This window comes from Erwinia aeris (assembly GCF_041224955.1).
Lineage (GTDB): Bacteria > Pseudomonadota > Gammaproteobacteria > Enterobacterales > Enterobacteriaceae > Erwinia > Erwinia aeris.
In genome coordinates, this window is the sequence record NZ_JBGFFX010000016.1 from 1 (window position 1) to 24,000 (window position 24,000).

The 24,000-nt window shown below is 54.9% G+C and carries 23 protein-coding genes; 12 read left to right on the top strand and 11 right to left on the bottom strand.

Annotated elements, in window-relative coordinates; translation table 11 throughout:
- Positions 1 to 73: 73 nt before the first annotated feature.
- Together mobB and mobA are read right to left on the bottom strand one after the other, a co-directional pair.
- A complete protein-coding gene (mobB, locus tag AB6T85_RS20695; RefSeq protein WP_369896564.1) occupies positions 74 to 580 on the bottom strand; it encodes a molybdopterin-guanine dinucleotide biosynthesis protein MobB in 507 nt (168 codons plus the stop codon).
- Entirely contained in the window at positions 577 to 1,170 is a 594-nt protein-coding gene (gene mobA / locus AB6T85_RS20700; protein WP_369896593.1) for a molybdenum cofactor guanylyltransferase MobA, read from the bottom strand. Before mobA ends, mobB begins: the two co-directional genes overlap by 4 nt.
- A gap of 75 nt (positions 1,171 to 1,245) precedes the next feature.
- Here mobA and AB6T85_RS20705 point away from each other — a divergent pair, with 75 nt between their 5' ends.
- From AB6T85_RS20705 to spfP, 5 genes are all read left to right on the top strand, one after another.
- Positions 1,246 to 1,515: a YihD family protein gene (locus tag AB6T85_RS20705; RefSeq protein WP_125290661.1), complete on the top strand. Its 270-nt coding sequence runs from the start codon at positions 1,246 to 1,248 to the stop codon at positions 1,513 to 1,515.
- A gap of 74 nt (positions 1,516 to 1,589) precedes the next feature.
- On the top strand, positions 1,590 to 2,582 hold the full coding sequence (locus AB6T85_RS20710; RefSeq protein WP_369896565.1) for a serine/threonine protein kinase: 993 nt from the start codon (positions 1,590 to 1,592) through the stop codon (positions 2,580 to 2,582).
- Between the two features lie 47 nt (positions 2,583 to 2,629).
- Positions 2,630 to 3,259: a thiol:disulfide interchange protein DsbA gene (gene dsbA, locus AB6T85_RS20715; RefSeq protein WP_253456921.1), complete on the top strand. Its 630-nt coding sequence runs from the start codon at positions 2,630 to 2,632 to the stop codon at positions 3,257 to 3,259.
- A 405-nt stretch (positions 3,260 to 3,664) separates the two neighbouring features.
- Positions 3,665 to 6,454: a DNA polymerase I gene (polA, locus tag AB6T85_RS20720; RefSeq protein ID WP_301253377.1), complete on the top strand. Its 2,790-nt coding sequence runs from the start codon at positions 3,665 to 3,667 to the stop codon at positions 6,452 to 6,454.
- A 276-nt stretch (positions 6,455 to 6,730) separates the two neighbouring features.
- On the top strand, positions 6,731 to 6,778 hold the full coding sequence (gene spfP / locus AB6T85_RS23780) for a small protein SpfP (RefSeq protein ID WP_440135769.1): 48 nt from the start codon (positions 6,731 to 6,733) through the stop codon (positions 6,776 to 6,778).
- A 62-nt stretch (positions 6,779 to 6,840) separates the two neighbouring features.
- Here the strand turns inward: spfP and yihA are convergent, their stop codons facing one another.
- Entirely contained in the window at positions 6,841 to 7,476 is a 636-nt protein-coding gene (gene yihA, locus AB6T85_RS20725; protein WP_253456926.1) for a ribosome biogenesis GTP-binding protein YihA/YsxC, read from the bottom strand.
- Positions 7,477 to 8,031: 555 nt separating this feature from the next.
- Between yihA and yihI the strand changes: the two genes are divergently transcribed.
- Together yihI and hemN are read left to right on the top strand one after the other, a co-directional pair.
- Positions 8,032 to 8,553 carry a Der GTPase-activating protein YihI gene (gene yihI, locus AB6T85_RS20730; RefSeq protein WP_253456928.1) on the top strand — a complete coding sequence of 174 codons (522 nt, stop codon included), beginning with the start codon at positions 8,032 to 8,034 and terminating at the stop codon, positions 8,551 to 8,553.
- 238 nt (positions 8,554 to 8,791) lie between these two features.
- Positions 8,792 to 10,162, top strand: a complete 1,371-nt coding sequence (gene hemN / locus AB6T85_RS20735; RefSeq protein ID WP_301731004.1) for an oxygen-independent coproporphyrinogen III oxidase — start codon at positions 8,792 to 8,794, stop codon at positions 10,160 to 10,162.
- Positions 10,163 to 10,232: 70 nt separating this feature from the next.
- Here the strand turns inward: hemN and AB6T85_RS20740 are convergent, their stop codons facing one another.
- From AB6T85_RS20740 to glnA, 4 genes are all read right to left on the bottom strand, one after another.
- Positions 10,233 to 10,349, bottom strand: coding sequence for a YshB family small membrane protein (locus AB6T85_RS20740; protein ID WP_148101258.1), 117 nt, complete (start codon positions 10,347 to 10,349; stop codon positions 10,233 to 10,235).
- Between the two features lie 109 nt (positions 10,350 to 10,458).
- Positions 10,459 to 11,868 carry a nitrogen regulation protein NR(I) gene (gene glnG, locus AB6T85_RS20745; RefSeq protein ID WP_253456931.1) on the bottom strand — a complete coding sequence of 470 codons (1,410 nt, stop codon included), beginning with the start codon at positions 11,866 to 11,868 and terminating at the stop codon, positions 10,459 to 10,461.
- A gap of 7 nt (positions 11,869 to 11,875) precedes the next feature.
- On the bottom strand, positions 11,876 to 12,925 hold the full coding sequence (gene glnL / locus AB6T85_RS20750; RefSeq protein WP_253456934.1) for a nitrogen regulation protein NR(II): 1,050 nt from the start codon (positions 12,923 to 12,925) through the stop codon (positions 11,876 to 11,878).
- Positions 12,926 to 13,145: 220 nt separating this feature from the next.
- A complete protein-coding gene (gene glnA, locus AB6T85_RS20755) occupies positions 13,146 to 14,555 on the bottom strand; it encodes a glutamate--ammonia ligase (RefSeq protein WP_253456937.1) in 1,410 nt (469 codons plus the stop codon).
- A gap of 433 nt (positions 14,556 to 14,988) precedes the next feature.
- On the opposite strand from glnA, the gene typA reads away from it, so the two are divergent.
- Positions 14,989 to 16,812, top strand: coding sequence for a ribosome-dependent GTPase TypA (gene typA, locus AB6T85_RS20760; RefSeq protein ID WP_125290646.1), 1,824 nt, complete (start codon positions 14,989 to 14,991; stop codon positions 16,810 to 16,812).
- Here the strand turns inward: typA and AB6T85_RS20765 are convergent.
- Positions 16,809 to 16,967: a hypothetical protein gene (locus tag AB6T85_RS20765; RefSeq protein WP_369896566.1), complete on the bottom strand. Its 159-nt coding sequence runs from the start codon at positions 16,965 to 16,967 to the stop codon at positions 16,809 to 16,811. The genes typA and AB6T85_RS20765 overlap by 4 nt on opposite strands.
- Between AB6T85_RS20765 and yihX the strand changes: the two genes are divergently transcribed.
- From yihX to fabY, 4 genes are read left to right on the top strand one after another with little or no spacing between them, the layout of a single operon-like run.
- Positions 16,966 to 17,565: a glucose-1-phosphatase gene (gene yihX / locus AB6T85_RS20770; RefSeq protein ID WP_253456940.1), complete on the top strand. Its 600-nt coding sequence runs from the start codon at positions 16,966 to 16,968 to the stop codon at positions 17,563 to 17,565. The genes AB6T85_RS20765 and yihX overlap by 2 nt on opposite strands.
- Positions 17,552 to 18,475 (top strand): virulence factor BrkB family protein, encoded by a 924-nt coding sequence (locus AB6T85_RS20775; protein ID WP_369896567.1) that lies wholly within the window; start codon positions 17,552 to 17,554, stop codon positions 18,473 to 18,475. The genes yihX and AB6T85_RS20775 overlap by 14 nt, the downstream gene beginning before the upstream one ends.
- On the top strand, positions 18,411 to 18,848 hold the full coding sequence (gene dtd / locus AB6T85_RS20780) for a D-aminoacyl-tRNA deacylase (RefSeq protein WP_301730995.1): 438 nt from the start codon (positions 18,411 to 18,413) through the stop codon (positions 18,846 to 18,848). The genes AB6T85_RS20775 and dtd overlap by 65 nt, the downstream gene beginning before the upstream one ends.
- 47 nt (positions 18,849 to 18,895) lie before the next feature.
- Entirely contained in the window at positions 18,896 to 19,837 is a 942-nt protein-coding gene (fabY, locus tag AB6T85_RS20785; protein ID WP_253456948.1) for a fatty acid biosynthesis protein FabY, read from the top strand.
- Here the strand turns inward: fabY and rluF are convergent.
- The 3 genes from rluF to AB6T85_RS20800 all read right to left on the bottom strand — a co-directional run bounded on the left by rluF (position 19,834) and on the right by AB6T85_RS20800 (position 23,988).
- Entirely contained in the window at positions 19,834 to 20,733 is a 900-nt protein-coding gene (rluF, locus tag AB6T85_RS20790) for a 23S rRNA pseudouridine(2604) synthase RluF (protein ID WP_369896568.1), read from the bottom strand. The genes fabY and rluF overlap by 4 nt on opposite strands.
- 88 nt (positions 20,734 to 20,821) lie before the next feature.
- Positions 20,822 to 22,501, bottom strand: a complete 1,680-nt coding sequence (locus AB6T85_RS20795) for an AsmA family protein (RefSeq protein WP_369896569.1) — start codon at positions 22,499 to 22,501, stop codon at positions 20,822 to 20,824.
- 104 nt (positions 22,502 to 22,605) lie between these two features.
- Complete coding sequence (locus tag AB6T85_RS20800) at positions 22,606 to 23,988, bottom strand: nucleobase:cation symporter-2 family protein (protein ID WP_369896570.1); 1,383 nt, start codon at positions 23,986 to 23,988, stop codon at positions 22,606 to 22,608.
- Between the last annotated feature and the right edge of the window lie 12 nt (positions 23,989 to 24,000).

Here is a 24,000-nt window from a genome sequence, read left to right on the forward strand (position 1 = left end):
CCCGCAGCGGATAAAGCGCGCAGGGGCCCGGAATCTCCCTTTACGGCCCGGCTGCGGGCCAGTGATGCCCTACTTACTGCTGTTCTTCTAACCAGTTTAAAATAAAGTCTGTAACCATAATTGCGTTATTAATATCCAGCAAGGGCACAGGCAAAGAGAAAGCAGAATCTGCGGCAACCGCAATAACGTGTTCATCAAACAGCTCGCTGAAACACTGTTCGCTCCCTCCACGCCACAGCACTATTTTGGGCACCGGCTCATGTTTAAAACCTTCCACTAAAATAATATCTGTCAGAGAAGGATCCATACGGCTGGCGAGAAAGCGAAGATCCGGCTCATTATGCTCAGGCGTTTCGGTAATCAATGCCCAACGCTGCGGATTATAAACCATCACCTGATCGGCTCCTGCCTTACGTAATTCATAGCTATCCTTGCCGGGCGTATCGATATCCATATTATGATGGGTATGTTTGATCAGGCTTGTACGGATCCCTCGCTGTTTTAAAATGGCAATAACCTGCTTTAACAGCGTCGTTTTGCCTGTCCCGCTCCAGGCCGCGATGGCTAAAAGGGGGATCATCCGCGTTCTCCTGCAATAAGATCTTCATAACGATTAATATTATTAAACGCGTCAGGACAATCGTTAAAATCCACGCTGTGTCCGCCTGCCTGCTGGAGAAAAATCATCACCTTCCGTTCTCCCTTTATCAGAAAGCTTTTCAGCGGCTCAATTAAACTGACATGCATTAATGCCAGAGTGGGATGATCGCGTCCGTCAGATTTAGCCCAAACCACAGGTGCATCCCGTTTAGCCTGCCACAGGCGAGAAACTAAATCTTCTGGCAGTAAAGGGGTGTCGCAAGAGACAAAAACCACCCATTCCGTCTCGATTTTTTCCAGCGCTGCCAGCATACCGGCTAACGGCCCCGGAAAATCCGGCAGCGTATCGGTTATAACCGACAGGCCGGTTTGCTGATAAACAGACAAATTACGGTTGGCGCTGATACACACACGGCTGACCTGAGGTCGTAGGCGACCCAGAACGTGCTGATAGAGCGGTTTTCCCTGATACAGCACCAGCCCTTTATCTTCGCCGCCCATGCGGCTGCCGCGCCCGCCTGCAAGAATGACGCCTGTAATCGAAACGGTATCTGAACCGCAAAAACGCATAAGCTGTAGACCCTCTTTTTTTGTGGGATTAACCCTGCTACCGTAGCGGAACCCGAATCTCACAGGAACCCTATTATGAAATGTCACCGTCTTAACGAGTTAATTTCACTGCTGCAGCCAGCCTGGCAACAGGAACCCGATCTGAATTTAGTGCAATTTTTGCAGAAAATGGCGGATGAGGCCGGATTTACTCAGCCCCTGGCCGACCTGAGCGATGACGTGCTGATTTATCATCTTAAACTACGCAATGCTGACAAAAGCGAAGCTATCCCGGGCCTGCAAAAAGATTATGAAGACGATTTCAAAACGGCGCTGCTTCGCGCGCGCGGCGTTATTAAAGATTAACTGCCGCTGTTCATCCGACGTACCGGCGATTAATGGTATCCTCAATGCATGACGATTATCGATGAGTACGCCGGATGACTGAACCCGCCTTTAACTTTCAAAACCTTAATCCTGATACGATCCTGGATGCGCTCTGGGAAACGGGCATCCGCGTTGAATCGGGGCTTACCGCGCTGAACAGCTACGAAAATCGGGTATATCAGTTTTCCGACGAGGACAAAAAGCGTTACGTGGTGAAATTCTATCGTCCTCAGCGCTGGTCTTCGCTGCAAATCGAAGAAGAACACCGGTTTACTGCCGAGCTGCTGGCTGATGAGGTCCCTGTGGCCGCACCGCTTGTGCTGCAAGGGCAAACGCTGCATCAACATAACGGCTACTGGTTTACCGTTTTCCCCAGCCTGGGAGGACGGCAATACGAAACGGATAACTACGACCATCTGGAATGGGTTGGTCGTTTTCTGGGACGTATTCACCAGACGGGACGTAAAAAAACCTTTGATGCTCGTCCGACCTTTGGTCTGGAGGAGTATATCCACGAACCTCATCAGGTGCTTGAATCCAGCACGTTGATCCCGGCCAAACTGAAACAGAATTTATTGGCAAGCGTCGATCTGCTCAGCGCAACTTTACAAAAGTGCTGGCATACTCAGTGGCAGCCGCTTCGTCTGCACGGCGATTGCCATCCCGGCAATATTCTGTGGCGCGATGGCCCGCTGTTTGTGGATCTGGACGACGCTCGTAATGGCCCTGCCGTACAGGATCTATGGATGCTGGTTAACGGCGATCTTCAGGAGCAGCGTATTCAGTGGGATATCCTGCTGGAAGCCTACGGTGAATTCTGCGAGTTCGACACACACGAATTGTCACTGATTGAGCCTTTACGCGCTATGAGGATGGTTTATTATCTGGCGTGGATTGTGCGCCGCTGGGAAGATCCGGCGTTTCCGGCCAGCTTTCCATGGATGACGGACGAAGATTTCTGGCGCAGACAGATCGCTATTTTCAATGAGCAGACCCGGCTGTTGCAGGAGCCACCGCTGCAGCTGATGCCTGCATTCCAGGGCTGATCGCCTTTTCCGGTCAGCCTCTTTTGCTGTTAGGAGAGAGTTTCCAGATGAAAAAGATTTTATTCGCGCTGATTGGTGTTTTTCTGGCGTTCAGCGCTTCTGCTGCCCAGTTTACCGATGGACAGCAGTACGTCACGATACAGAAACCTGTTACCGGCGAGCCTCAGGTTGTGGAGTTTTTCTCTTTCTTCTGCCCGCACTGCTATGAATTCGAACACGTCTGGCACGTTAGCGACGCGGTGAAAAAAGCCGTGCCTGCCGGCACTAAAGTGACTAAATATCACGTTGAATTCCTCGGCGGCGAAATGGGCAAAGTGGTGACTCAGGCATGGGCCGTTGCCATGGCGCTGGGTGTGGAAGATAAAGTCACTGCTCCGCTGTTTGAAGGCATCCAGAAAACCCAGACCATCACCGATCCGGCCAGCCTGAAAGCGGCCTTTGTGAAGGCAGCCGGCATCAAGCCGGAAGAATACGATGCGGCCTGGAACAGCTTTGTGGTGAAATCGCTGGTAGCCCAGCAGGAAAAAGCAGCGGTCGATGTCGATCTGCGCGGCGTGCCGGCGATGTTTGTTAACGGTAAATATATGGTTAACAACGGTGGCCTGGATACCAGCTCGATGGATAATTACACGCAGCAATACGCTAACGTCGTAAAATTCCTGTTAACCCAAAAGTAAGCCATATTTTGACGCAGCGAGGGTTTCAACCTCGCTGTGTCGGTTAAACCGCCTCTTCATTTCCTCGTCAGATCAAAATTCTTCCGATCGCTTTTTCTTGCTAAAGATCCACCAGATCGTTTAGCCGCTAATTTATATCCACATTAATGCAAATTACCTTTGGGCAAGGATCCTTAGCGGTTAAATATTTAAGTTATTGAAAATTATCGATTTAAATAATTGGTATAGCCCGGTACGCCAGCTGTATTAATATGTTATGAAATTTACACACAAAGTTATCCACAGGAAGCGTTTGCGAAACAGGCCGCAAAACAAAGGCGTGTCGCCCGGAGATATTTCATATTTCCGGTATAGCTGTGGCATCCTTACCCTATAGTGAAATTTAACCCGGAATGTGACAAACCTATGGCACAAATTGCAGAAAACCCGCTTATTCTGGTAGATGGCTCGTCCTACCTGTATCGCGCATATCATGCGTTTCCTCCGCTGACCAACAGCGCCGGCGACCCTACCGGCGCTATGTACGGCGTGCTGAATATGCTGCGCAGCCTGCTGCTGCAATATAAACCCAGCCATGTTGCGGTCGTTTTCGATGCCAAGGGCAAAACGTTTCGTGATGAACTTTTTGAGCACTACAAATCCCATCGGCCGCCTATGCCGGACGATCTGCGTGCGCAGATTGAGCCACTGCACAATATGGTCAGGGCAATGGGACTGCCGTTATTAGCGGTATCGGGCGTGGAAGCCGATGACGTTATCGGTACCCTGGCGCTGGAGGCGGGTAAAAAGGGCATACCCGTTTTAATCAGCACCGGCGATAAAGATATGGCGCAGCTGGTCACGCCAAATATCACCCTTATCAACACCATGAATAACGCTATTCTTGGCCCGGACGAGGTGGTGGAGAAATACGGCATTCCACCCTCGCTGATTATCGATTTTCTGGCGCTGATGGGCGACGCTTCGGACAATATTCCGGGCGTGCCGGGCGTAGGCGAGAAAACGGCGCAGGCGCTGTTACAGGGACTTGGCGGTATTAAAGATATCTATGAGAACCTGGATAAAGTCGCCGATCTCTCCTTCCGCGGTGCCAAAACCATGGCGGCTAAGCTGGAGCAAAACAAGGAGGTCGCTCTCCTTTCTTACCAGCTGGCCACCATCAAAACTGATGTGCCGCTCGATGCAGGCTGTGAAGAGCTGATCGTTAGCGAGCCTGCTGTCGAAGAACTGCTGACGCTGTTCCGTCGCTATGAATTCAAACGCTGGATCACCGATCTGGAGGAGGGCAAATGGCTACAGGGGAAAAAGGGCGGCGCTGCTGCACAGAAAACCCTGGCGGAACAGCCGGAAAGCCCGCAGCCTGAAGCGACCAGCATTCTGGCGACGGATGGCTACGTCACTATCCTTGACGAGGAGACCTTTGCCGACTGGTTGCAAAAGTTACAGGCAAGCGAGCTTTTCGCTTTTGACCTGGAAACCGATTCGCTGGATACGTTGAGCGCCAATATCGTCGGCATCGCTTTCGCTGTGGCGCCGGGTGAGGCCGCTTACCTGCCGGTTGCTCACGACTACCTCGACGCACCTTTGCAGCTCGATCGTAAAGAGGTGCTGGCGCGCCTGAAACCGCTGCTGGAAGATAAAAAACTGTTCAAAGTTGGTCAGAACCTGAAATACGATCGCGGCGTGCTGAACAACTATGGTATTGAACTGCAAGGTATTAAATTCGATACCATGCTGGAATCCTACGCGCTAAACAGCGTGGTGGGCCGTCACGATATGGATACGCTGGCTTCACGCTGGCTGAACCATAAAACCGTGACCTTTGAGGAAATCGCCGGGAAAGGCAAAAAGCAGCTGACGTTTAATCAGATTGCTCTTGAGCAAGCGGCGCACTATGCGGCGGAAGATGCGGACGTAACGCTACAGCTGCATCTGAAAATGTGGCCGGAGCTGGAAAAAGAGCAGGGGCCAAAAGAGGTTTTCGAAAATATCGAAATGCCGCTGGTGACGGTGATCTCCCGTATTGAACGTAACGGCGTGCTGATTGACCAGGCTATCCTTGCCAAACATTCTCAGGAGCTGACCACGCGTCTGGCAGAGCTGGAGCAGAAAGCGCACGAGCTGGCGGGTGAGCCCTTTAATCTTTCCTCTACTAAACAGTTGCAAACCATTCTGTTTGAAAAACAGGGCATTAAGCCAACCAAGAAAACGCCCGGCGGCGCGCCGTCCACCAGCGAGGAAGTGCTGGCCGAACTGGCGCTGGACTATCCGCTGCCAAAAGTTATTCTGGAGCACCGTGGCCTTTCCAAGCTGAAATCAACCTACACCGACAAACTGCCGGTAATGATTAATCCGCTGACCGGCCGCGTGCACACTTCTTATCATCAGGCGGTGACGGCCACGGGACGCCTTTCTTCTACCGATCCTAATCTGCAGAACATTCCGGTACGCAATGAGGAAGGACGTCGTATCCGCCAGGCCTTTATCGCTTCTGAGGGCCATCAGATCCTGGCGGCGGACTACTCGCAAATCGAGCTGCGTATTATGGCGCACCTTTCTCAGGACAAAGGGTTACTGAGCGCCTTCTCGGCAGGAGAAGACATTCACCGTGCCACGGCGGCGGAAGTGTTTGGCATGGCGCTGGATAAGGTGACGGGCGAGCAGCGTCGCAGCGCAAAGGCTATCAACTTTGGCCTGATTTACGGCATGAGCGCTTTTGGTTTGTCGCGTCAGCTTAATATCGGCGCGGGCGAAGCCAGAAAATACATGGATCTCTATTTTGAACGCTATCCTGGCGTGCTGGAATATATGGAAAGCACGCGCCAGCAGGCGGCGGAAAAAGGCTATGTCTCTACGCTGGATGGTCGTCGTCTTTATCTGCCGGACATTAAAGCCAGCAACGCGATGCGTCGCAAAGCGGCCGAGCGGGCAGCAATCAACGCGCCAATGCAGGGCACGGCTGCCGATATCATCAAAAAGGCTATGATTGCCGTCGACGGCTGGCTGACGCCGCAGGCTAATCCTGATGTGAAGATGATCATGCAGGTTCACGATGAACTGGTATTTGAGGTGAAAACGTCGGAAATCGAAGCGGCAACGGTGAAAATCCGCGAGCTGATGGAAAACAGTATGCAGCTGGACGTGCCGCTGCGTGTCGATGTGGGCGTAGGGCATAACTGGGACGAAGCGCATTAAGCTGAGGCCGGGCTAAGGCCCGGCTTTATCAATGTGATGCCGGAAAGCGCTTTAGCCTGTCAATTAATGAGCGCTTATAAGCGATAACACCGCGCATAACGTCAGCGTTAACCTGTTATCGCTCAAACATTTTTTTTGCGCCTTCGCTACCTGAAAACTATTTTTCTGTGAAGTGTATTCGATAAAAAAGGGAATTTTGTGAAACGGGGCGGTAAAAAATCCTTTTGAGGCCTGAAAAAATCATGTAGAGTTGAAGATGTAGGGTACAGAGGTAAGATGTTCTATCTTTCAAACCGTTTACTTCACGTAACCGGATTTGGCTGAATATTAGCCGCCCCAGTCGTTATGACTGGGGCGTTTTTTATTGGGCGTCGTTCAGCCGGATATCAGGCTTCTGGTAACGTTTCTTCCGTCGCTGGTGGAATTTCACTGAACCAGCTGTCCAGTTTCAGGCGCAATTTATCGACGCCCAATTTCTTAAGCGAAGAGAAAGCTTCAACCTGTACATCGCCGACGAACCCTTTAGCGGCTTCGCGTACCAGATTTAACTGCGCTTTACGCGCGCCGGAAGCCAGCTTGTCCGCCTTGGTCAGCAGCACCAGCACCTGAATGCCGCTCTGTACCGCCCATTCAATCATCTGTCGATCCAGATCCTTCAGCGGATGACGGATATCCATCAGCACAACCAGCCCTTTCAGACACTGACGCATCTGAAGATATTCTGCCAGCGAACGCTGCCATTTTAACTTCATCTCTTCCGGCACTTCGGCATAGCCATAGCCAGGCAAATCCACCAGGCGATAGCCTTCGGTGACCTGAAACAGGTTAATCAGCTGGGTGCGGCCGGGCGTTTTACTGGTACGGGCCAGGCTCTTCTGATTGGTTAGCGTATTCAACGCGCTGGATTTGCCGGCATTAGAGCGTCCTGCAAACGCCACTTCAATACCGATATCGGCTGGAAGGTGGCGGATGTCGGGCGCGCTGGTGACAAAGTGGGTAAGGTTATAATTCCAGCCAGACAAGTTAGAAACTCCAGATAATAAGAACAATTGCGCAGAGTATACCCTGTATGGATTAAAAGCGCCCAGCCGCACGCGGCGCGGCGGTGGCTTTGTAAGAGATTGGCTATACTTTTTGCCAGAACTTTACCTTTTCTTTCCAGCTTTTAAAAATTAAGTTATTTAAAATCAATAGCTTATTATTTTAAGGCCAAACATTAATAAATTTTTTCGTAACTTACCTTGTGAGTTTCTCCATATAGTCTACATTTGTTGTCAGAGCCAGGACGGCTCACTTCAGGATGAAGCGCTCAGGGGGATGCCAGGAAGGTACTGAGCAGGGAAGGAAAGTGTCGGGGAACGGCTCATCTGAAGGGAAAGGACTGCGTCCACGGAGGACGGCATGGCAAGGGAAAACCGGGAAGTTGGATGCCAAAAAGGATGCTGACTTAGTCAGTCCTTCTGCGGAAGGTGCGAAAAAAGGCGACAGGGTGACCTGGCGCCTTTTTTCTTTGTCTGCTTTCTGCTAGATTCCGCCGCAATTCTATACTGAAGATAAACAGTCTGAGAGCAGAAACCATGAAGCAACCTGTACGCGATTCGCAGAAAAAACCGGCGGCAAAAGCGAAGCGTAAAACGCGCGATGAAATCAACACGGAAGCGCGCGATCGTAAACGCGATAAGAAACATCGCGGCCACGCCTCCGGCAGTCGCGCTAACCCCGTAGCGGCGACAAAGAAAAACGGCGAAAGCGCTAAAGAGAAAGATCCACGTATTGGCAGTAAAACGCCGGTAGCGCTGGGCGCTGCTGCCGCGCAGCCCGCGAAAAAAGCTAAGCCGGTGAAAAAAGCCGAAGAGAAGAAACCCCGTCTGACGCCGGAAGAAGAGCTGGCGAAGCTCGAAAACGACGAGCGGCTGGATGCGCTGCTGGATCGGCTGGAAAATGGCGACACCCTGAAAGCAGAAGAGCAGGCGTGGCTTGACCAGACGCTGGATCGCATCGACACGCTGATGGAACAGCTGGGGATCGCGCTGGATGACGAAGTCGAAGATGAAGAAGCTGAAGAGGATATGTATCGCCTGCTTAAAGGCGGTAATTAATCCCGGCGATGCTTTTCGGACTTACTTAAAGGACGGCGCCAACGGGCGCCGTTTCTGCATAAGGTATCTCTGCCAATGATTTGGCCTGGATCAATTTACCTGCTGATTCTGTTCTGCTGCCTGCTCTGGATGTTGGGTAAACTACGGCGTCTGTCCCGGCTGAAAGCCCGGCTACGCAGACCGACCGTCCTGCCGACAGCGCCTCCGCGACGGTCAACACGCCAATGCAGGAGAGAATATCGTGACGCAGACAATTGAGTGGGATCCCGTCCTGCTGCAAAAATATAATATCTCGGGTCCCCGTTACACTTCTTATCCTACCGCGCTGGAGTTCAGCGAGGCTTACCGCGAAGCCGATTTTATCCGTGCCAGCCAGCGTACTCCCCATCGCCCGCTGTCGCTTTATATTCATATTCCTTTCTGCCATCGCCTTTGCTACTTCTGCGGCTGTAATAAAGTCGTTACCCGTCATCAGCATAAAGCTGACGACTATCTGGAAGCTTTAGCCGTAGAAATCGCCAGTCGCGCCGCGCTTTTCCGCAACCGAACCGTGACGCAGATGCACTGGGGCGGCGGCACGCCTACTTTTCTCAGTAAAGCGCAGATTTCCACACTGATGGCGCTGCTGCGTCAGCACTTTGCCTTCAGCGACGAGGCGGAGCTTTCCATTGAAATCGATCCGCGAGAAATTGAAGCGGACGTGATCGATCATCTCTTTGCCGCAGGTTTTACCCGGCTGAGCATGGGCGTGCAGGATTTCAATAAAGAGGTGCAGGAAAAGGTTAACCGCGTACAGGATGAGCAGACTATCGTCGCGCTTATCGAGCGGGCAAAGCGGGTGGGCTTCAGCTCTGTTAATCTCGATTTGATTTATGGCTTACCGAAGCAGACGCCGGAAAGCTTTGCCTTTACCCTGCAAAAGGTCATTGCGCTGAACCCCGACAGGCTTAGCGTCTTCAATTATGCGCATATGCCCGCGCACTTTGCCGCGCAGCGGAAAATTAAAGAGGCCGATCTGCCCGATCCCCAACAGAAACTGACCATCCTGCAACAGTCCATTGCCGCGCTGATGGCCTCCGGCTACCAGTTTATCGGTATGGACCACTTTGCCAGACCGGAGGACGAGCTGGCCGTTGCCCAGCGGGAAGGCAAGCTGCATCGCAACTTCCAGGGGTATACCACGCAGGGAGACAACGATCTGCTGGGCCTGGGCGTCTCCGCCATCAGTATGATCGGCGGCGGCTATGCGCAAAACCAGAAAGGGCTAAAAGAGTGGTATGACGCCGTGGCTAAGCAGGGTACGGCGCTCTGGCGCGGCGTAGAGCTGTCGGGCGACGATATCCTGCGCCGCGAGGTGATTAAAACGCTGATGTGTAATTTCTCACTGGATTTCGCCGCTTTTACCTCGCACGGCGTCACCTTTACCGACTATTTTGCGGAGGATCTGGCGCTGCTTGAGCCGCTGATTGCAGACGGGCTGGTGGAGCGCAGCGAGAAGGGCCTTCAGGTCACTTCTAAGGGGCGCCTGCTGGTCAGGAATATCTGCATGTGCTTTGACCGCTATCTACGCCAGCAAACGCGCCTACAGCAGTTCTCGCGGGTGATCTGAAAAGAGGCGAGCATAAAAAAGCCGGAAACAAAAACGTTCCCGGCTTTTTAGTGCTGAAATTTTTGGCGCCTCAGCCTGGAAATTTCAGCATTGCTGCGCACAGCACGGCGGCCATAGCCGTTTGCGGCAGATGCGCGGCACCCGTCTGCGCGTAGTGCGTCACCACATGAATTAACGATTCCAGCATTATCTTCCTCCCCGATAACGGTTCAGAATGATACTGACTGATACCGATGTGTAAAGTCGCAAAAGCATAAAAAATGCGCGAATCGACGTTTTTTTATGCTTCTTCTGCTTTACTCCATACCCAGCTCTTTCAGCTTGCGGGTCAGCGTGTTTCGCCCCCATCCCAACAGTCGCGCCGCTTCCTGCTTGTGGCCTTGTGTATGACGCAGCGCGGTAGTCAGCAGCGTGCGCTCCATCTCTGGCTGTGCTTCCGATAACAAGTTTTGATGACCGGAACGCAGCGCGCGATCGGCCCACTGCGCCAGCAGCGTCGCCCAGCTGTCGGGCAGTGACTGCACGGGATTGTCCGGCGTGGCGGTTTCAAACAGCTCCGGCGGCAAATCCTGGATCAGCACTTCCTGGCCGGCGGCCATCACCGTCAGCCAGCGGCAGGTATTTTCCAGCTGGCGCACGTTGCCTGACCAGTGCAGGCGGGTCAGTGCCGTTTCGGTTTCGGGATGCAGAATTTTTGCCTCGACGCCCAGCTCGCGTGCCGCGACCTGAAGGAAATAGCGCGCCAGACGAGGGATATCCTCACGACGCTCCCGCAGCGGCGGCAGATGCACGCGGATAACGTTCAGGCGGTGAAACAGATCCTCGCGGAATTTGCCTTCCTGTACCCGCAGCTCCAGGTTCTGGTGCGTGGCGGCGATGATCCTGACGTCGACTTTGACCGGCGCATAGCCGCCGACGCGATAAAACTGGCCGTCGGCCAGCACGCGTAATAAACGAGTCTGCACATCCAGCGGCATATCGCCAATTTCATCCAGAAACAGCGTGCCGCCGTCGGCCTGTTCGAAACGTCCCTGACGGATTTGATTAGCGCCCGTAAATGCGCCTTTCTCATGGCCGAAAAGCTCCGACTCAATCAGATCCTTCGGGATAGCCGCCATGTTCAGCGCGATAAAAGGCGCCTTCGCGCGCGGGCTGTGGCGATGCAGCGCGTGCGCCACCAGCTCTTTGCCCGTGCCCGACTCGCCGTTGATCAATACGCTGATTGAAGAACGCGAGAGGCGGCCGATAATACGAAACACGTCCTGCATCGCCGGCGCTTCGCCGATGATATCGGTAGTCGGGCCGCTGACCGGCTGGTTGCGCGGCTGCTGCTGCTCCTGATAGTGGCTGATCGCGCGTTCCACTAACGCCACGGCTTCATCGATATCAAAGGGTTTTGGCAGGTAATCGAATGCGCCTTGCTGATAGGCGCTGACGGCCGCATCCAGATCGGAGTGTGCGGTCATAATAATTACCGGCAGCATCGGATGACGTTGCTTAATTTGTTTCAGTAACGCCAGTCCGTCCATGCCGGGCATACGAATATCGGAAAGCAAAACGTCCGGGGTTTTGGTGGCAAGCGCGTCCAGCACCTCGCTCGCGCTGTCAAACGTGGCGCAGTTTAAACCGGCTCCAGTAAGCGCGCGTTCAAGCACCCAGCGGATGGAGCTATCGTCATCGACGATCCAGACTATCCCTCGTTGCATAGAAACCTCACTGGCGAATAGGCAAATAAACGGAAAATTCGGTGTGGCCAGGCCAACTGTTAAATTCTATTTTTCCCGAATGCTGATCGATCAGGCTGCGGGCGATCGACAGGCCTAAACCGGTGCCGCCTTCGCGGCCGCTCACCATCGGGTAAAACAGCGTGTCCTGTAGCTGAGCCGGAATGCCGGGGCCGTTATCTTCAATATCGATACGGGCCACCAGGCGATAGCGGACGCCGTGCAGCGTTAGCTGAAATGCGGTGCGGGTGCGCAGCGTAATGGCTCCGCCTTTTTCTCCCAGCGCCTGTAGCGCGTTACGCACCACGTTTAGCAGCACCTGTTCGATTTGGTCCGGGTCATGCGGCAGCTCCGGCAGGCTGGGGTCGTAATCTCTGATCAGCGTAACGTTATCGGGCAGCTCCATTGAGACCAGGTTAACCACGCGCTCGGCGACCTGATGGATGCTTTGCGTAACGTGCATGCCCGGCTGCTGCGGGCCAAGCAGGCGATCCACCAGGTTACGCAGGCGATCGGCCTGTTCGATAATGACTTTGGTATATTCCGTTAAGGCCGGGTCAGGCAGGGCTTTTGCCAACAGCTGCGCCGCGCCGCGTAATCCCCCTAACGGATTTTTAATTTCATGCGCCAGCCCGCGAACTAAATCCCGTGCGGCGACCTGTTGAGCATGCTGAAGCTGTTCCTGACTGAGGCGACGCTGATTGTCCATCGGCGCCATTTCCAGCAGGATTAGCCCGTCCGGCAGCAGCTGCGCCGTTAAAGACATAATATGCGCGCGGCTGTCGACGACCAGCGTAACCTCGCTGTCGGTAAACCCCTGACCGGCATTCAGACTCTCGCGCATCACCCCGATGTTCAGGGAAAAATAGCCCATCAAATCCGGCAGCGGCGTGCCAAAGAGCTTGCGGGAGCTTTGCGCCAGCAGTTGCTGAGCGGCGGGATTGGCGTAATGCACCACCAGTTCGCTGTCGACCAGCAGTATGCTGTTAATCAGCGAGTTGAGGATCTGCCCGGCATCGGGCTGCGTGCCTGTTGCCATAACAGCGTTCTCCTGCACTATTTTAGTGCATTATAGTCATGGAACCTGAAATTCGTCTCTCTGCGCGTGGCGCTCACGGCGAAAAAAGCCCATCCGGAGATGGGCTGAAAATTTCCACGGCAACACTATCTCCGGCGTTCGTTACGCTGCGGCCCGTGTTCACCCGAATCACTGAGCCTGCCGTAGCCGCTTTAACGCGACGAGTCGCCGGAGTCAGAAATCAGACGCTGTAGTACAGTTCGAACTCAACCGGGTGCGGCGTCATGCGAACGCGATCCATTTCAGCCTTGCGCAGGTCGATGTACGCATCGATGGTGTCGTCGGTGAACACGCCGCCACGAGTCAGGAACTCACGGTCTTCGTTCAGCGCGTTCAGCGCCTCTTCCAGCGAGCCGGCTACTTTTGGAATTTCAGCTTCTTCTTCCGGCGGCAGGTCGTACAGGTTTTTGTCCATCGCGTCGCCAGGATGGATCTTGTTGATGATGCCGTCCAGGCCAGCCATCAGCAGCGCGGCGAAGCACAGATATGGGTTAGCGGCTGGATCCGGGAAGCGGGCTTCAATACGGCGCGCTTTCGGGCTGGCAACCACTGGAATACGGATAGAGGCAGAACGGTTACGGGCAGAGTAGGCCAGCATAACCGGCGCTTCGTAACCCGGAACCAGACGCTTGTAGGAGTTGGTAGTCGGGTTAGACAGGGCGTTGATCGCTTTAGCGTGCTTGATCACACCGCCGATGTAGAACAGGGCCATTTCAGACAGGCCGCCGTATTTGTCGCCAGCGAACAGGTTGGTGCCGCCTTTGGACAGGGACATATGGCAGTGCATACCGGAACCGTTATCGCCAAAAATTGGTTTTGGCATAAAGGTCGCGGTTTTGCCGAAAGCGTGCGCCACATTGTGCACGACATATTTGTAGATCTGAATTTCGTCGGCTTTTTTGGTCATGGTGTTGAAGCGGGTGGCCACTTCGTTCTGACCTGCGGTCGCCACTTCGTGGTGATGAGCTTCAACAACCAGACCCATCTGCTCCATGGTCAGACACATAGCAGAACGGATGTCCTGTGAAGAGTCGACCGGTGGCACCGGGAAATAGCCGCCTTTCAGGCCCGGACGGTGGCCTTTGTTGCCGCCTTCATATTCTTTGCCGGTGTTCCATGCCGCTTCGATATCATCGATAGCCACGTGAGAGCCAGAGGTGGTCGCGCCGAAACGCACATCGTCAAACAGGAAGAATTCTGGCTCCGGGCCAAACAGCACGGTGTCCGCAATGCCGGAAGAACGCAGGAAATCTTCGGCGCGCTTGGCGATAGAACGTGGGTCGCGATCGTAGCCCTGCATGGTGCCTGGCTCAAGGATGTCACAACGAATGATAAGCGTAGAGTCTTCAAAGAAAGGATCCAGGACCGCGGTGGTCGCGTCCGGCATCAGCACCATGTCGGATTCGTTAATGCCTTTCCAGCCGCCGATGGAGGAGCCGTCAAACATTTTGCCTTCTTCGAAGAAGTCAGCGTTAACCTGGTGAGCAGGAATGGTAACGTGCTGCTCTTTACCTTTGGTGTCAGTGAAGCGCAGGTCAACAAATTTGACTTCATGCTCGTTCATCATCGACAGAACGTGTTCAGCGGACATACTTAACTCTCCTGGATTTGTCATGGTCGTCGGTTAGAGAACTTTCGCGGTGCGCTTTGCTTATCTCGCCCAGCCGACCGATAATTATGTTCTCTGACTGCTTAGCAACCGTTGTGGAAACTGGCCTCTTTCGCTTGTTATAATTAAAGCGAAAACTATGCCAACTTTCTTAATTGATGAAAAAAGCGCTATGATGCGCCCTCTCGTGAAACGGGAGCTGCACCATGATGGAAGTCGCGCACCATTATGGTGCTTTTGCGTGCGGTCAGTGCACAATAATAGTGCATTTTTCTGATAAAGGGTGTTTTTTGCACCGGAAACGGCCCCGAAAGCAATCCCGAAAGTTATCTTTAATTGAAAACTGTGATCCTGTTCAGCTCTTCGATTAATCCGTGTACAATAGCGCGCTATTTCTAATGCCTGAGGCAAAGCTGTGATCGAAAATTTGCGTAACATCGCCATTATTGCCCACGTTGACCATGGTAAAACTACCCTGGTTGATAAGTTGCTGCAGCAGTCCGGGACCTTTGACGCCCGCACCGAAGCGACCGAACGCGTAATGGACTCCAACGATTTGGAGAAAGAGCGTGGGATTACCATCCTCGCAAAAAACACCGCCATTAAATGGAACGACTACCGTATCAACATCGTGGATACCCCGGGACACGCCGACTTCGGCGGCGAGGTAGAGCGTGTGATGTCTATGGTCGACTCGGTGCTGCTGGTTGTGGATGCAATGGATGGCCCTATGCCGCAAACCCGCTTCGTGACCAAAAAAGCGTTTGCTAATGGTCTGAAGCCGATCGTGGTCATCAACAAGGTTGACCGCCCTGGCGCACGTCCTGACTGGGTTGTGGATCAGGTCTTTGACCTGTTCGTTAACCTGGACGCGACCGACGAACAGCTCGACTTCCCGGTTATCTACGCTTCTGCTCTGAACGGTATTGCTGGTCTTGACCACAGCGACATGGCAGAAGACATGACCCCGCTGTATGAAGCCATCGTGCAGCACGTTTCTCCTCCACAGGTAGAAATGGAAGCGCCGTTCCAGATGCAGATCTCGCAGCTGGACTACAACAACTATGTTGGCGTTATCGGCATCGGCCGCATCAAGCGCGGCAAAGTGAAGCCGAACCAGCAGGTCACCATCGTCGATAGCGAAGGCAAAACCCGTAACGGTAAAGTCGGCAAGGTGCTGACTCACCTGGGTCTGGAGCGTATCGACGCGACCGAAGCGGAAGCGGGCGATATCATCGCTATCACCGGTCTGGGCGAGCTGAACATCTCCGACACCATCTGTGACCCACAGAATGTGGAAGCGCTGCCGGCGCTGAGCGTTGATGAGCCAACCGTTACCATGTTCTTTAACGTCAACACCTCGCCGTTCTGCGGTAAAGAAGGTAAGTTCGTTACTTCTCGTCAGATCCTGGATCGTCTGCGTAAAGAGCTGGTGCACAACGTTGCGCTGCGCGTGGAAGAGACCGAAGACGCCGATGCATTCCGCGTTTCCGGCCGTGGTGAACTGCACCTGTCCGTACTGATCGAAAACATGCGTCGTGAAGGCTTTGAGCTGGCGGTATCCCGTCCAAAAGTTATCTTCCGCGAAATTGACGGTCGTAAGCAGGAGCCGTTCGAGAACGTCACCCTGGATATCGAAGAGCAGCATCAGGGCTCTGTGATGCAGGCGATGGGCGAACGTAAAGCGGACATGAAAAACATGGATCCGGATGGCAAAGGCCGCGTACGTCTTGACTACGTGATCCCAAGCCGTGGCCTGATCGGCTTCCGTAACGAATTCATGACTATGACTTCCGGTACCGGCCTGCTGTACTCCACCTTCAGCCACTACGACGATATTCGTCCGGGCGAAGTGGGCCAGCGCCAGAACGGCGTGCTGATCTCTAACGGCCAGGGTAAAGCGGTAGCTTTCGCCCTGTTCAGCCTGCAGGATCGCGGTAAGCTGTTCCTGGGTCACGGCGCAGAAGTTTATGAAGGCCAGATTATCGGTATTCATAGCCGTTCTAACGACCTGACCGTGAACTGTCTGACCGGTAAGAAGCTGACCAACATGCGTGCTTCCGGTACTGACGAAGCGACCACGCTGGTGCCGGCTATCAAGATGACGCTTGAGCAGGCGATTGAATTTATCGATGACGACGAGCTGGTGGAAGTGACTCCGCTGTCCGTACGTATCCGTAAACGTCACCTGACTGAAAACGATCGTAAACGCGCATCACGCGGCAGCAAAGAAGCTTAATCGCTTTTTTTAAGCTGTAATACAGGGCCGGATCTTTCCGGCCCTGTTTTTTTCGCCTGTGGAACCTTCCTTCCAGATTTCAAAATCCTGCCCTGTTCAGCTTCTCTTTTTACCGCTAGAGTGAATACCTTACCGGAACAAATGGAGATGGCCATGCTGTATATCTTTGATTTAGGTAACGTCATTGTTGATATTGATTTCAACCGGGTTCTGGGCGTCTGGAGCGATCTGGGACGCGTGCCTTTGGCCACGCTGCAAAGCCGTTTTACGATGGGAGAAAGCTTTCATCGTCATGAACGAGGAGAAATCAGCGACGAGGATTTTGCCGAACAGCTGTGCGACGAGCTGGGTCTGGCGCTGAGCTTCGAACAGTTCACCGCAGGCTGGCAGGCTGTTTTTGTCGGCGTCAGGGCGGACACCATCCGTATCATGAACGGACTGCGCGCGCGCGGCCATCGGGTCGTGATCCTGTCTAACACCAACCGGCTGCATCAGCGTTTCTGGCCGTCGCAGTATCCTGAGGTACAAAGCGCGGCGGACAAGCTCTATCTTTCCCAGGAGATGGGGATGCGCAAGCCGGAAGCGCGTATCTATCAGCAGGTGCTGAGCGAAGAGGGCTTCACCGCCGACCAGGCTATTTTCTTTGACGACAACCAGGAAAATATCGACGCGGCGCAGGCGCTGGGCATTCAGAGCGTGCCCGTATTTGATGCGACCACCATACCGGCCTTTTTCGCTAATGCGGCCGATTAACCATTATCGACACCGCCTGCGGGCGACCTGGCGCTGGATAAAGCTGCTGTGGCAGCGTATCGACGAGGATGGCATGACGCTGCTGGCGGGGCATCTTGCCTACGTATCGCTGCTGTCGCTGGTGCCGCTGGTGGCGGTGGTATTTGCGCTGTTCGCCGCGTTCCCGGCCTTCGCCGATGTCAGCAGGCAGCTCAAGCTGTTTATCTTTCAGAACTTTGTGCCGGCGTCCGGCACGGTAGTTCAAAGCTATCTGGAACAGTTTGTCGCCAACGTCAATAAAATGACGGCGGTGGGCGCCTGCGGGCTGGTGGTGACGGCGCTGCTGCTGATGTACTCCATCGACAGCGCGCTAAATGTCATCTGGCGCAGCAAGCGCAAAAGGCCCCTCGTTTACTCTTTTGCCGTCTACTGGATGATCCTGACGCTTGGCCCGCTGCTGGCGGGTGCCAGCCTGGCGATCAGCTCTTATCTGCTGTCGCTGCGCTGGGCTTCGGTCAGCGGCGTCAGCGGACTGATTGACTACGGGCTGCGTATTTTTCCGCTGCTGCTCTCCTGGCTGGCTTTCTGGCTGCTCTACAGCATTGTGCCAACGCGGCAGGTACCGGGGAAAGATGCGCTGGTCGGCGCGCTGGTGGCGGGGCTGCTGTTTGAGCTGGGGAAAAAAGGCTTTGCGCTCTATGTTACGATGTTCCCTTCATATCAGCTTATCTATGGCGTGCTGGCGGTTATCCCTATTCTGTTCCTCTGGGTTTACTGGACATGGTGTATTGTCCTGCTGGGTGCAGAGATCACCGCCTCTCTCGGCGACTATCGCCAGCTTAAACAGGAAGAAGAAAAGGAAGAGAATGATTGCCTTAATTCAACGAGCGCTGAGCGCCAGCGTGACGGTAGCCGGTCAGACCATCGGTGAAATCGGGCCGGGATTGCTAATCTTACTGGGCGTGGAAAAAGGCGACGACGAGCAAAAAGCGCAGCGGCTGTGCGACCGCGTGTTGGGCTATCGCATTTTCAGCGATGAGAACGGCAAGATGAATCTTAACGTGCAGCAGGCTGGCGGCAGCGTGCTGGTGGTTTCGCAGTTTACGCTGGCGGCCGACACGCAAAAAGGCATGCGCCCAGGCTTTTCGGGCGGCGCGGCGCCAGCGGAGGCCGAGCGGTTATATGAGTACTTTGTCGCCTGCTGTCGCGAAAGAGGCCTTGTCGCCGAGACGGGCCGCTTTGCGGCGGATATGCAGGTATCGCTGGTTAATGACGGGCCGGTGACGTTCTGGCTCCAGGTATGAAGCGGTCGGAAAGGCTAACGGGCGCTCCGGAAAAAGAGAATCACTTTATGTATCATCTTCGTGTACCTGAAACCGCAGAAGAGCTGGATATCTACTACCAGTTTCGCTGGGAAATGCTGCGTAAACCGCTTCGCCAGCCCAAGGGATCGGAGCGCGACGCCTGGGATGCCTTTGCGCATCACCAAATGGTGGTGGATGAAAGCGGCGCACCGGTTGCCGCAGGGCGGCTCTATATCAATGCGGATAACGAGGCGGCCATTCGCTTTCTTGCCGTGCACCCGGCGGTGCAGGGCAAAGGATTGGGCACGCTGGTCGCGATGACGCTGGAGTCGGTGGCGCGTCAGGAAGGGGCCAAGCGCGTGGTGTGCAGCGCCCGTGAAGACGCCGTCGAATTTTTCGCCAAGCTTGGCTACGTCAATCAGGGCGAAATCACCGTGCCACAGACAACGCCGGTTCGTCATTTTTTAATGATTAAGCCGGTGATCACGCTGGACGATATTCTGCATCGTGCCGACTGGTGCGGGCAGCTGCAGCAGGCCTGGTACGAGCACATCCCGCTCAGCGAAAAAATGGGCGTGCGTATTTTGCAGTATACCGGGCAAAAATTTATCACCACGATGCCGGAAACCGGCAACCAGAATCCGCACCATACGCTGTTCGCCGGCAGCCTGTTTTCGCTGGCGACGCTGACCGGCTGGGGGCTGATTTGGCTGCTGCTGCGCGAGCGGCATTTAGGCGGCACCATTATCCTGGCCGATGCGCATATCCGCTACAGTCATCCCATCAGCGGCAGGCCGGGCGCGGTAGCGGACTTAGGCTCGCTGAGCGGCGATCTGGACAGGCTGGCCCGGGGACGCAAGGCGCGCGTTCAGCTGGAAGTCGAGCTGTTTGGCAATGAAGAGTGCGGGGCGGTATTTGAGGGCGTCTATATTGTGTTGCCTGCCGATCCGGATGGCCCGCTGGAGCCAGCCGGATCGAATATGCCTTAACGGCCTTTTTTCTTGCGGCCCGGCTGGGTAAAGCGCTTGCGGGAGGCCAGGTTGCCCGGCGTCTTCGCGCCTTCTTTACCGCCTTTATCGCCGCCTTTCGGCCCGCCGATGGACGGTTTCTTCGCGGCGGCGGGCTTCGCTTTCGCCTGCGCTTTTTTGGCGGGTTTCGCTTCGGATGAGGAATCCTCAATCAGGCCGAACAGCTCGGTCAGCTCGTCGTCGGTCAGATCGCGCCACTCGCCCAGCGGCAGGCCTTTCAGGCTGACGTTCATAATGCGCGTGCGTTCGAGCTTAGTGACCTCGTAGCCAAAGTGCTTACACATGCGGCGGATCTGGCGGTTAAGCCCCTGCACCAGCGTAATGCGGAAAACAAACGGCGCTTCCTTTTGCACCTTGCATTTCAGCGTCACCGTGCCCAGCATCGGCACGCCAGCGCTCATGCCCTCAATAAACTCATCCGTCACCAGCTTGTTTACCGTGACCACATATTCTTTTTCGTGGTTGTTTCCGGCGCGCAGAATTTTATTGACCAGATCGCCGTGATTGGTCAGGAAAATCAGGCCCTGCGAATCTTTATCCAGGCGGCCAATAGGGAAAACCCGCTTGCTGTGGTTAACGAAGTCGCTGATGTTATCCCGCTCGCCTTCTTCCATGGTGGTGATAATGCCGACGGGCTTATTCAGGGCGATAAAGACCAGGTCTTCCTCATCGCGCGGCTCGATAAGCTGACCGTTCACTTTCACCACGTCACCGGCAAAAACCTGCGCGCCAACGGCGGCCCGCTTGCCGTTAATAAAGACATTTCCCTGTTCGATATAGCGATCGGCATCGCGACGAGAACAGATACCGCTCTCGCTAATGTATTTATTGAGACGTATGGATGAGTTGGTCAGCATGGTTCCTCCGTAAAAAAGCGGACTATACATTAACCGCGCTACGTTGCGAATACGGGTTAATCATATAGTCCGCTTACGGGCAGCGTTTTTACCTGCTGCCGAGATTACCTGCCTGCACGGTCTGCTGGACTGACTTATCGCCAGCAACAGCGGAAAGCGAGCCGTTAACGGAAGGCTTCAGCGGCGCGTCTTTCGCCAGGCTGCCCTGCATCTTCAGCGTCAGCTCACCGTTTTCGGTCAGGGGCACCGCTGGCCATCCCCAGTCCTGCAACAGATTCAGCGGCGTTTCACGGCCATGCAGCGACAGCGAAAAGGCGCGCTGCGGCTGCTGCGAAACCGTTGCCAGCCCTTCGAGAAGGCCGCTGCGGGGAAACGCGCTCATCTCCGTGACGTTAATGGCATTACTGTCCGCCGTCAGGGCGAGAGAAGGATGACGCAGATCCACACGGTTAAAGGTCGCTTCCGCCGCGTTAAAGCTCAGGTTGCCGCCCCAGATGCCCCATTCCCGATCGCGCGCCAGCAGCAGGTTGCTGCCGTTGCCATCCAGCGAGGTCAGCTGGAAGGGAAAATCCGGATCGATATCAATAATCAGGTTATGGCTGACGTTCAGCTTTGTTACTTCCACAGCGTGCAGCCACGCCGGTAAACGGCTCAGCCAGAACGCCCGCCAGGCTGGCGGCAGCGTGTACTCCAGCCCGGCGATTACCACGTCATCCAGCGTCAGCTTTTTATCGCTGCGCGTCCAGTTACCTGACGCGCGGATCAGCCCGTTAACCCAGCGGGAGCTGAACTGCGTCAGCGCCGCGCCCTGCGGCGAGAAGGTCATATTAACGATAGGATCGTTCAGCAGCAGCGCGCCATTTACAAAGCTGCTGGCGTTCATCGACAGCGAGCCGTCCTCGCTTTCCCAGTCGCCGTCGCGCAGCGTTATATTTTTCAACGCCAGATTAAGATCGGTCACCGCCCAGTTCTGACCTTCCAGTCGGGCATCGGTTACATCCACTCGCTCGAAATGCACGGCGGGCAGCATCAGTAAAGGCTGTAGAAATTCGGCAAGCGTTTTGCTGCTTTGCAGACGCAGATTGTTCAGCCTTAGCGTGCTGACCTGCCAGCTGCCCTGCTCGTCACGCTGTGCGCTGGCCGTCACCGATCCGCGCGCCACGTCGGCGCCCATATTACTAAGCTCCAGCTGTTTGGACCTGATGCGGCCTTCAATCAGCACATTCCTGGCGGGAATGTCTTTAAACGTCAGCGATCCGGCGCTGAACTGGAAGCTGGCATTATTACCGATAAAGCTTGTCGCCTCGGGCTGCCACGGCATCACGCCGCCGTTTACGTGCTGAGCGTCCAGGGGCAGCATGTCGTGATGGCTGCTAACCGCCATTTCGCTCAGCTGCAAACGCGCTGCGGAAAGAGGCAGCTGGCTGGTTTTGCTGGTAATTCTTAGCGTACCCTGGTTAAGCAAAACGCTGGCAAAATGCAGCGGCCGTGAAAACTGCCCGGCGCTTAACCCTAAGTCGACGCTTTTTGCCACCAGGGTGGCTGGTCGGGTTTTATGGCCGAACGAAACGTCATGAAGGATGAGATGCGATGGCGCGGAAAAATTATGCTCCAGCTTGCCGACTGCCAGCTGATAACTACTGTGCTGGCTAACGGTGCGGCTGAGCCAGCTGGCTCCCCAGCGAGTTTGCAGCAGTAGATACAACACAATGACCAATGCCAGCAGGATAACCAGCAGCGAAAGAAGAATTTTTCCAACAAATTTCATGAGCTATCCCTGTGCGCTTGCAATAAGGGGTGTTATGCCTGATTTATGCGCGAAGCTCAACCCTGGGAAGACGGCAGAAGGCGCTTTGCCCTCTGCCGTTTACGCTATTTCTCCTGCGGGAAAAGCAGATTCAGGATGATAGCGGTAATGCCGCCGGCGGCGATGCCGGAAGAGAGCAGCGTTTTCAGCCATTCCGGTGCGAATTGCAGGATCAGCGGCTGTTGTGAAACGCCCAGTCCCACCGCCAGCGACAGCGCAATAATCATAATCGCCCGACGATTCAGCGGCTCGCGCGAGACGATGCGCACGCCCGAGGCCGCAATCGTACCAAACATAACGATGGTCGCGCCGCCCAGCACCGGTTCAGGAATATGCTGCACAAAGCCGCTGACCGCCGGGAAAAGCCCCAGCACGATCAGCATCAGCGCCACCACGAAGCCAACGTAGCGGCTGGCGACGCCAGTCAGCTGGATCACGCCGTTGTTCTGTCCAAAACAGGAGTTGGGAAAGGTATTAAACAGCGCCGAGACGCACGAGTTCAGGCCGTTCGCCAGCACGCCGCCTTTCAGCCGCTTCATATAGAGCGGGCCGCTGACCGGCTGTTCGGAAACGTCGGAAGTGGCGGTAATATCGCCGATGGTTTCCAGCGAGGTCACCATAAACACCAGCATCAGCGGGATAAGCAAATTCCAGTCGATGCCCAGCCCGTAATAGAAAGGCTGTGGCACGGCAATCAGCGGCTGGTTCGTTGCGGCGGTTCCGGCGGGGAGCATATCCATCAGCCAGGCCAGCAGATAGCCGACGGCCATGGCTATCACCAGAGAAGCCACGCGCAAATAAGGATTACGCTGGCGGTTCAGCAAAATAATCACCAGCAGCACCGCGCCGGCCAGCAACAGGTTCTTTGGCGCACCAAAGGTGTGATCGCTCATGGCGGCAAAACCGCCGCCGATAGAGGTCAGGCCGACCTGGATCAGCGACAGACCGATAATCATTACCACGATGCCGGAAACCAGCGGCGTAATTACGCGGCGCGCCAGATGCAGCACGCGGGAAAGCGCCATTTCGGTAACGGAAGCCAGCATCAGCGTGCCGAACAGGGCGGCCATCATGGTCGGCACATCAGCGCCGCCGTTTTTCAGCGCCATGCCGCCCATGATCAGCGGCGTCACAAAGTTAAAGCTGGTGCCCTGAATCGACAGCAGTCCCGATCCTATGGGCCCCCAGGTTTTTATTTGCAGCACCGAGGCGACCCCGGAGGCGAACAGCGACATGCTGATAATATGCTGCGTGTCCTGAGCGGGTAGGCCCAAAGCCTGGCAGATCAATAGTGCGGGCGTGATAACCGCCACAAACATCGCCAGCAAATGCTGGCAGGCAGCAAACAGCGTTTGCGGCAGCGGGGGACGATCTTCAAGGCGGTAAATTAATTCACTTTTTGCAGCGGGCGCTGCGCTGCGGCTGGCTTCAGAAAGATTAGCGGACATGCTCAGGGGTTC

Coding starts and splice junctions, on each gene's coding strand:
- AB6T85_RS20710 (WP_369896565.1), top strand. CDS start 1,590: ATGACTGAACCCGCCTTTAACTTTCAAAACCTTAATCCTGATACGATC.
- AB6T85_RS20740 (WP_148101258.1), bottom strand. CDS start 10,349: ATGCTGGAATCGTTAATTCATGTGGTGACGCACTACGCGCAGACGGGT.
- dsbA (WP_253456921.1), top strand. CDS start 2,630: ATGAAAAAGATTTTATTCGCGCTGATTGGTGTTTTTCTGGCGTTCAGC.
- AB6T85_RS20765 (WP_369896566.1), bottom strand. CDS start 16,967: ATGGCCATCTCCATTTGTTCCGGTAAGGTATTCACTCTAGCGGTAAAA.
- polA (WP_301253377.1), top strand. CDS start 3,665: ATGGCACAAATTGCAGAAAACCCGCTTATTCTGGTAGATGGCTCGTCC.
- glnL (WP_253456934.1), bottom strand. CDS start 12,925: ATGGCAACAGGCACGCAGCCCGATGCCGGGCAGATCCTCAACTCGCTG.
- glnG (WP_253456931.1), bottom strand. CDS start 11,868: ATGCAACGAGGGATAGTCTGGATCGTCGATGACGATAGCTCCATCCGC.
- dtd (WP_301730995.1), top strand. CDS start 18,411: ATGATTGCCTTAATTCAACGAGCGCTGAGCGCCAGCGTGACGGTAGCC.
- AB6T85_RS20800 (WP_369896570.1), bottom strand. CDS start 23,988: ATGTCCGCTAATCTTTCTGAAGCCAGCCGCAGCGCAGCGCCCGCTGCA.
- yihX (WP_253456940.1), top strand. CDS start 16,966: ATGCTGTATATCTTTGATTTAGGTAACGTCATTGTTGATATTGATTTC.
- fabY (WP_253456948.1), top strand. CDS start 18,896: ATGTATCATCTTCGTGTACCTGAAACCGCAGAAGAGCTGGATATCTAC.
- AB6T85_RS20795 (WP_369896569.1), bottom strand. CDS start 22,501: ATGAAATTTGTTGGAAAAATTCTTCTTTCGCTGCTGGTTATCCTGCTG.
- rluF (WP_369896568.1), bottom strand. CDS start 20,733: ATGCTGACCAACTCATCCATACGTCTCAATAAATACATTAGCGAGAGC.
- glnA (WP_253456937.1), bottom strand. CDS start 14,555: ATGTCCGCTGAACACGTTCTGTCGATGATGAACGAGCATGAAGTCAAA.
- mobA (WP_369896593.1), bottom strand. CDS start 1,170: ATGCGTTTTTGCGGTTCAGATACCGTTTCGATTACAGGCGTCATTCTT.
- mobB (WP_369896564.1), bottom strand. CDS start 580: ATGATCCCCCTTTTAGCCATCGCGGCCTGGAGCGGGACAGGCAAAACG.
- AB6T85_RS20775 (WP_369896567.1), top strand. CDS start 17,552: ATGCGGCCGATTAACCATTATCGACACCGCCTGCGGGCGACCTGGCGC.
- AB6T85_RS20705 (WP_125290661.1), top strand. CDS start 1,246: ATGAAATGTCACCGTCTTAACGAGTTAATTTCACTGCTGCAGCCAGCC.
- yihI (WP_253456928.1), top strand. CDS start 8,032: ATGAAGCAACCTGTACGCGATTCGCAGAAAAAACCGGCGGCAAAAGCG.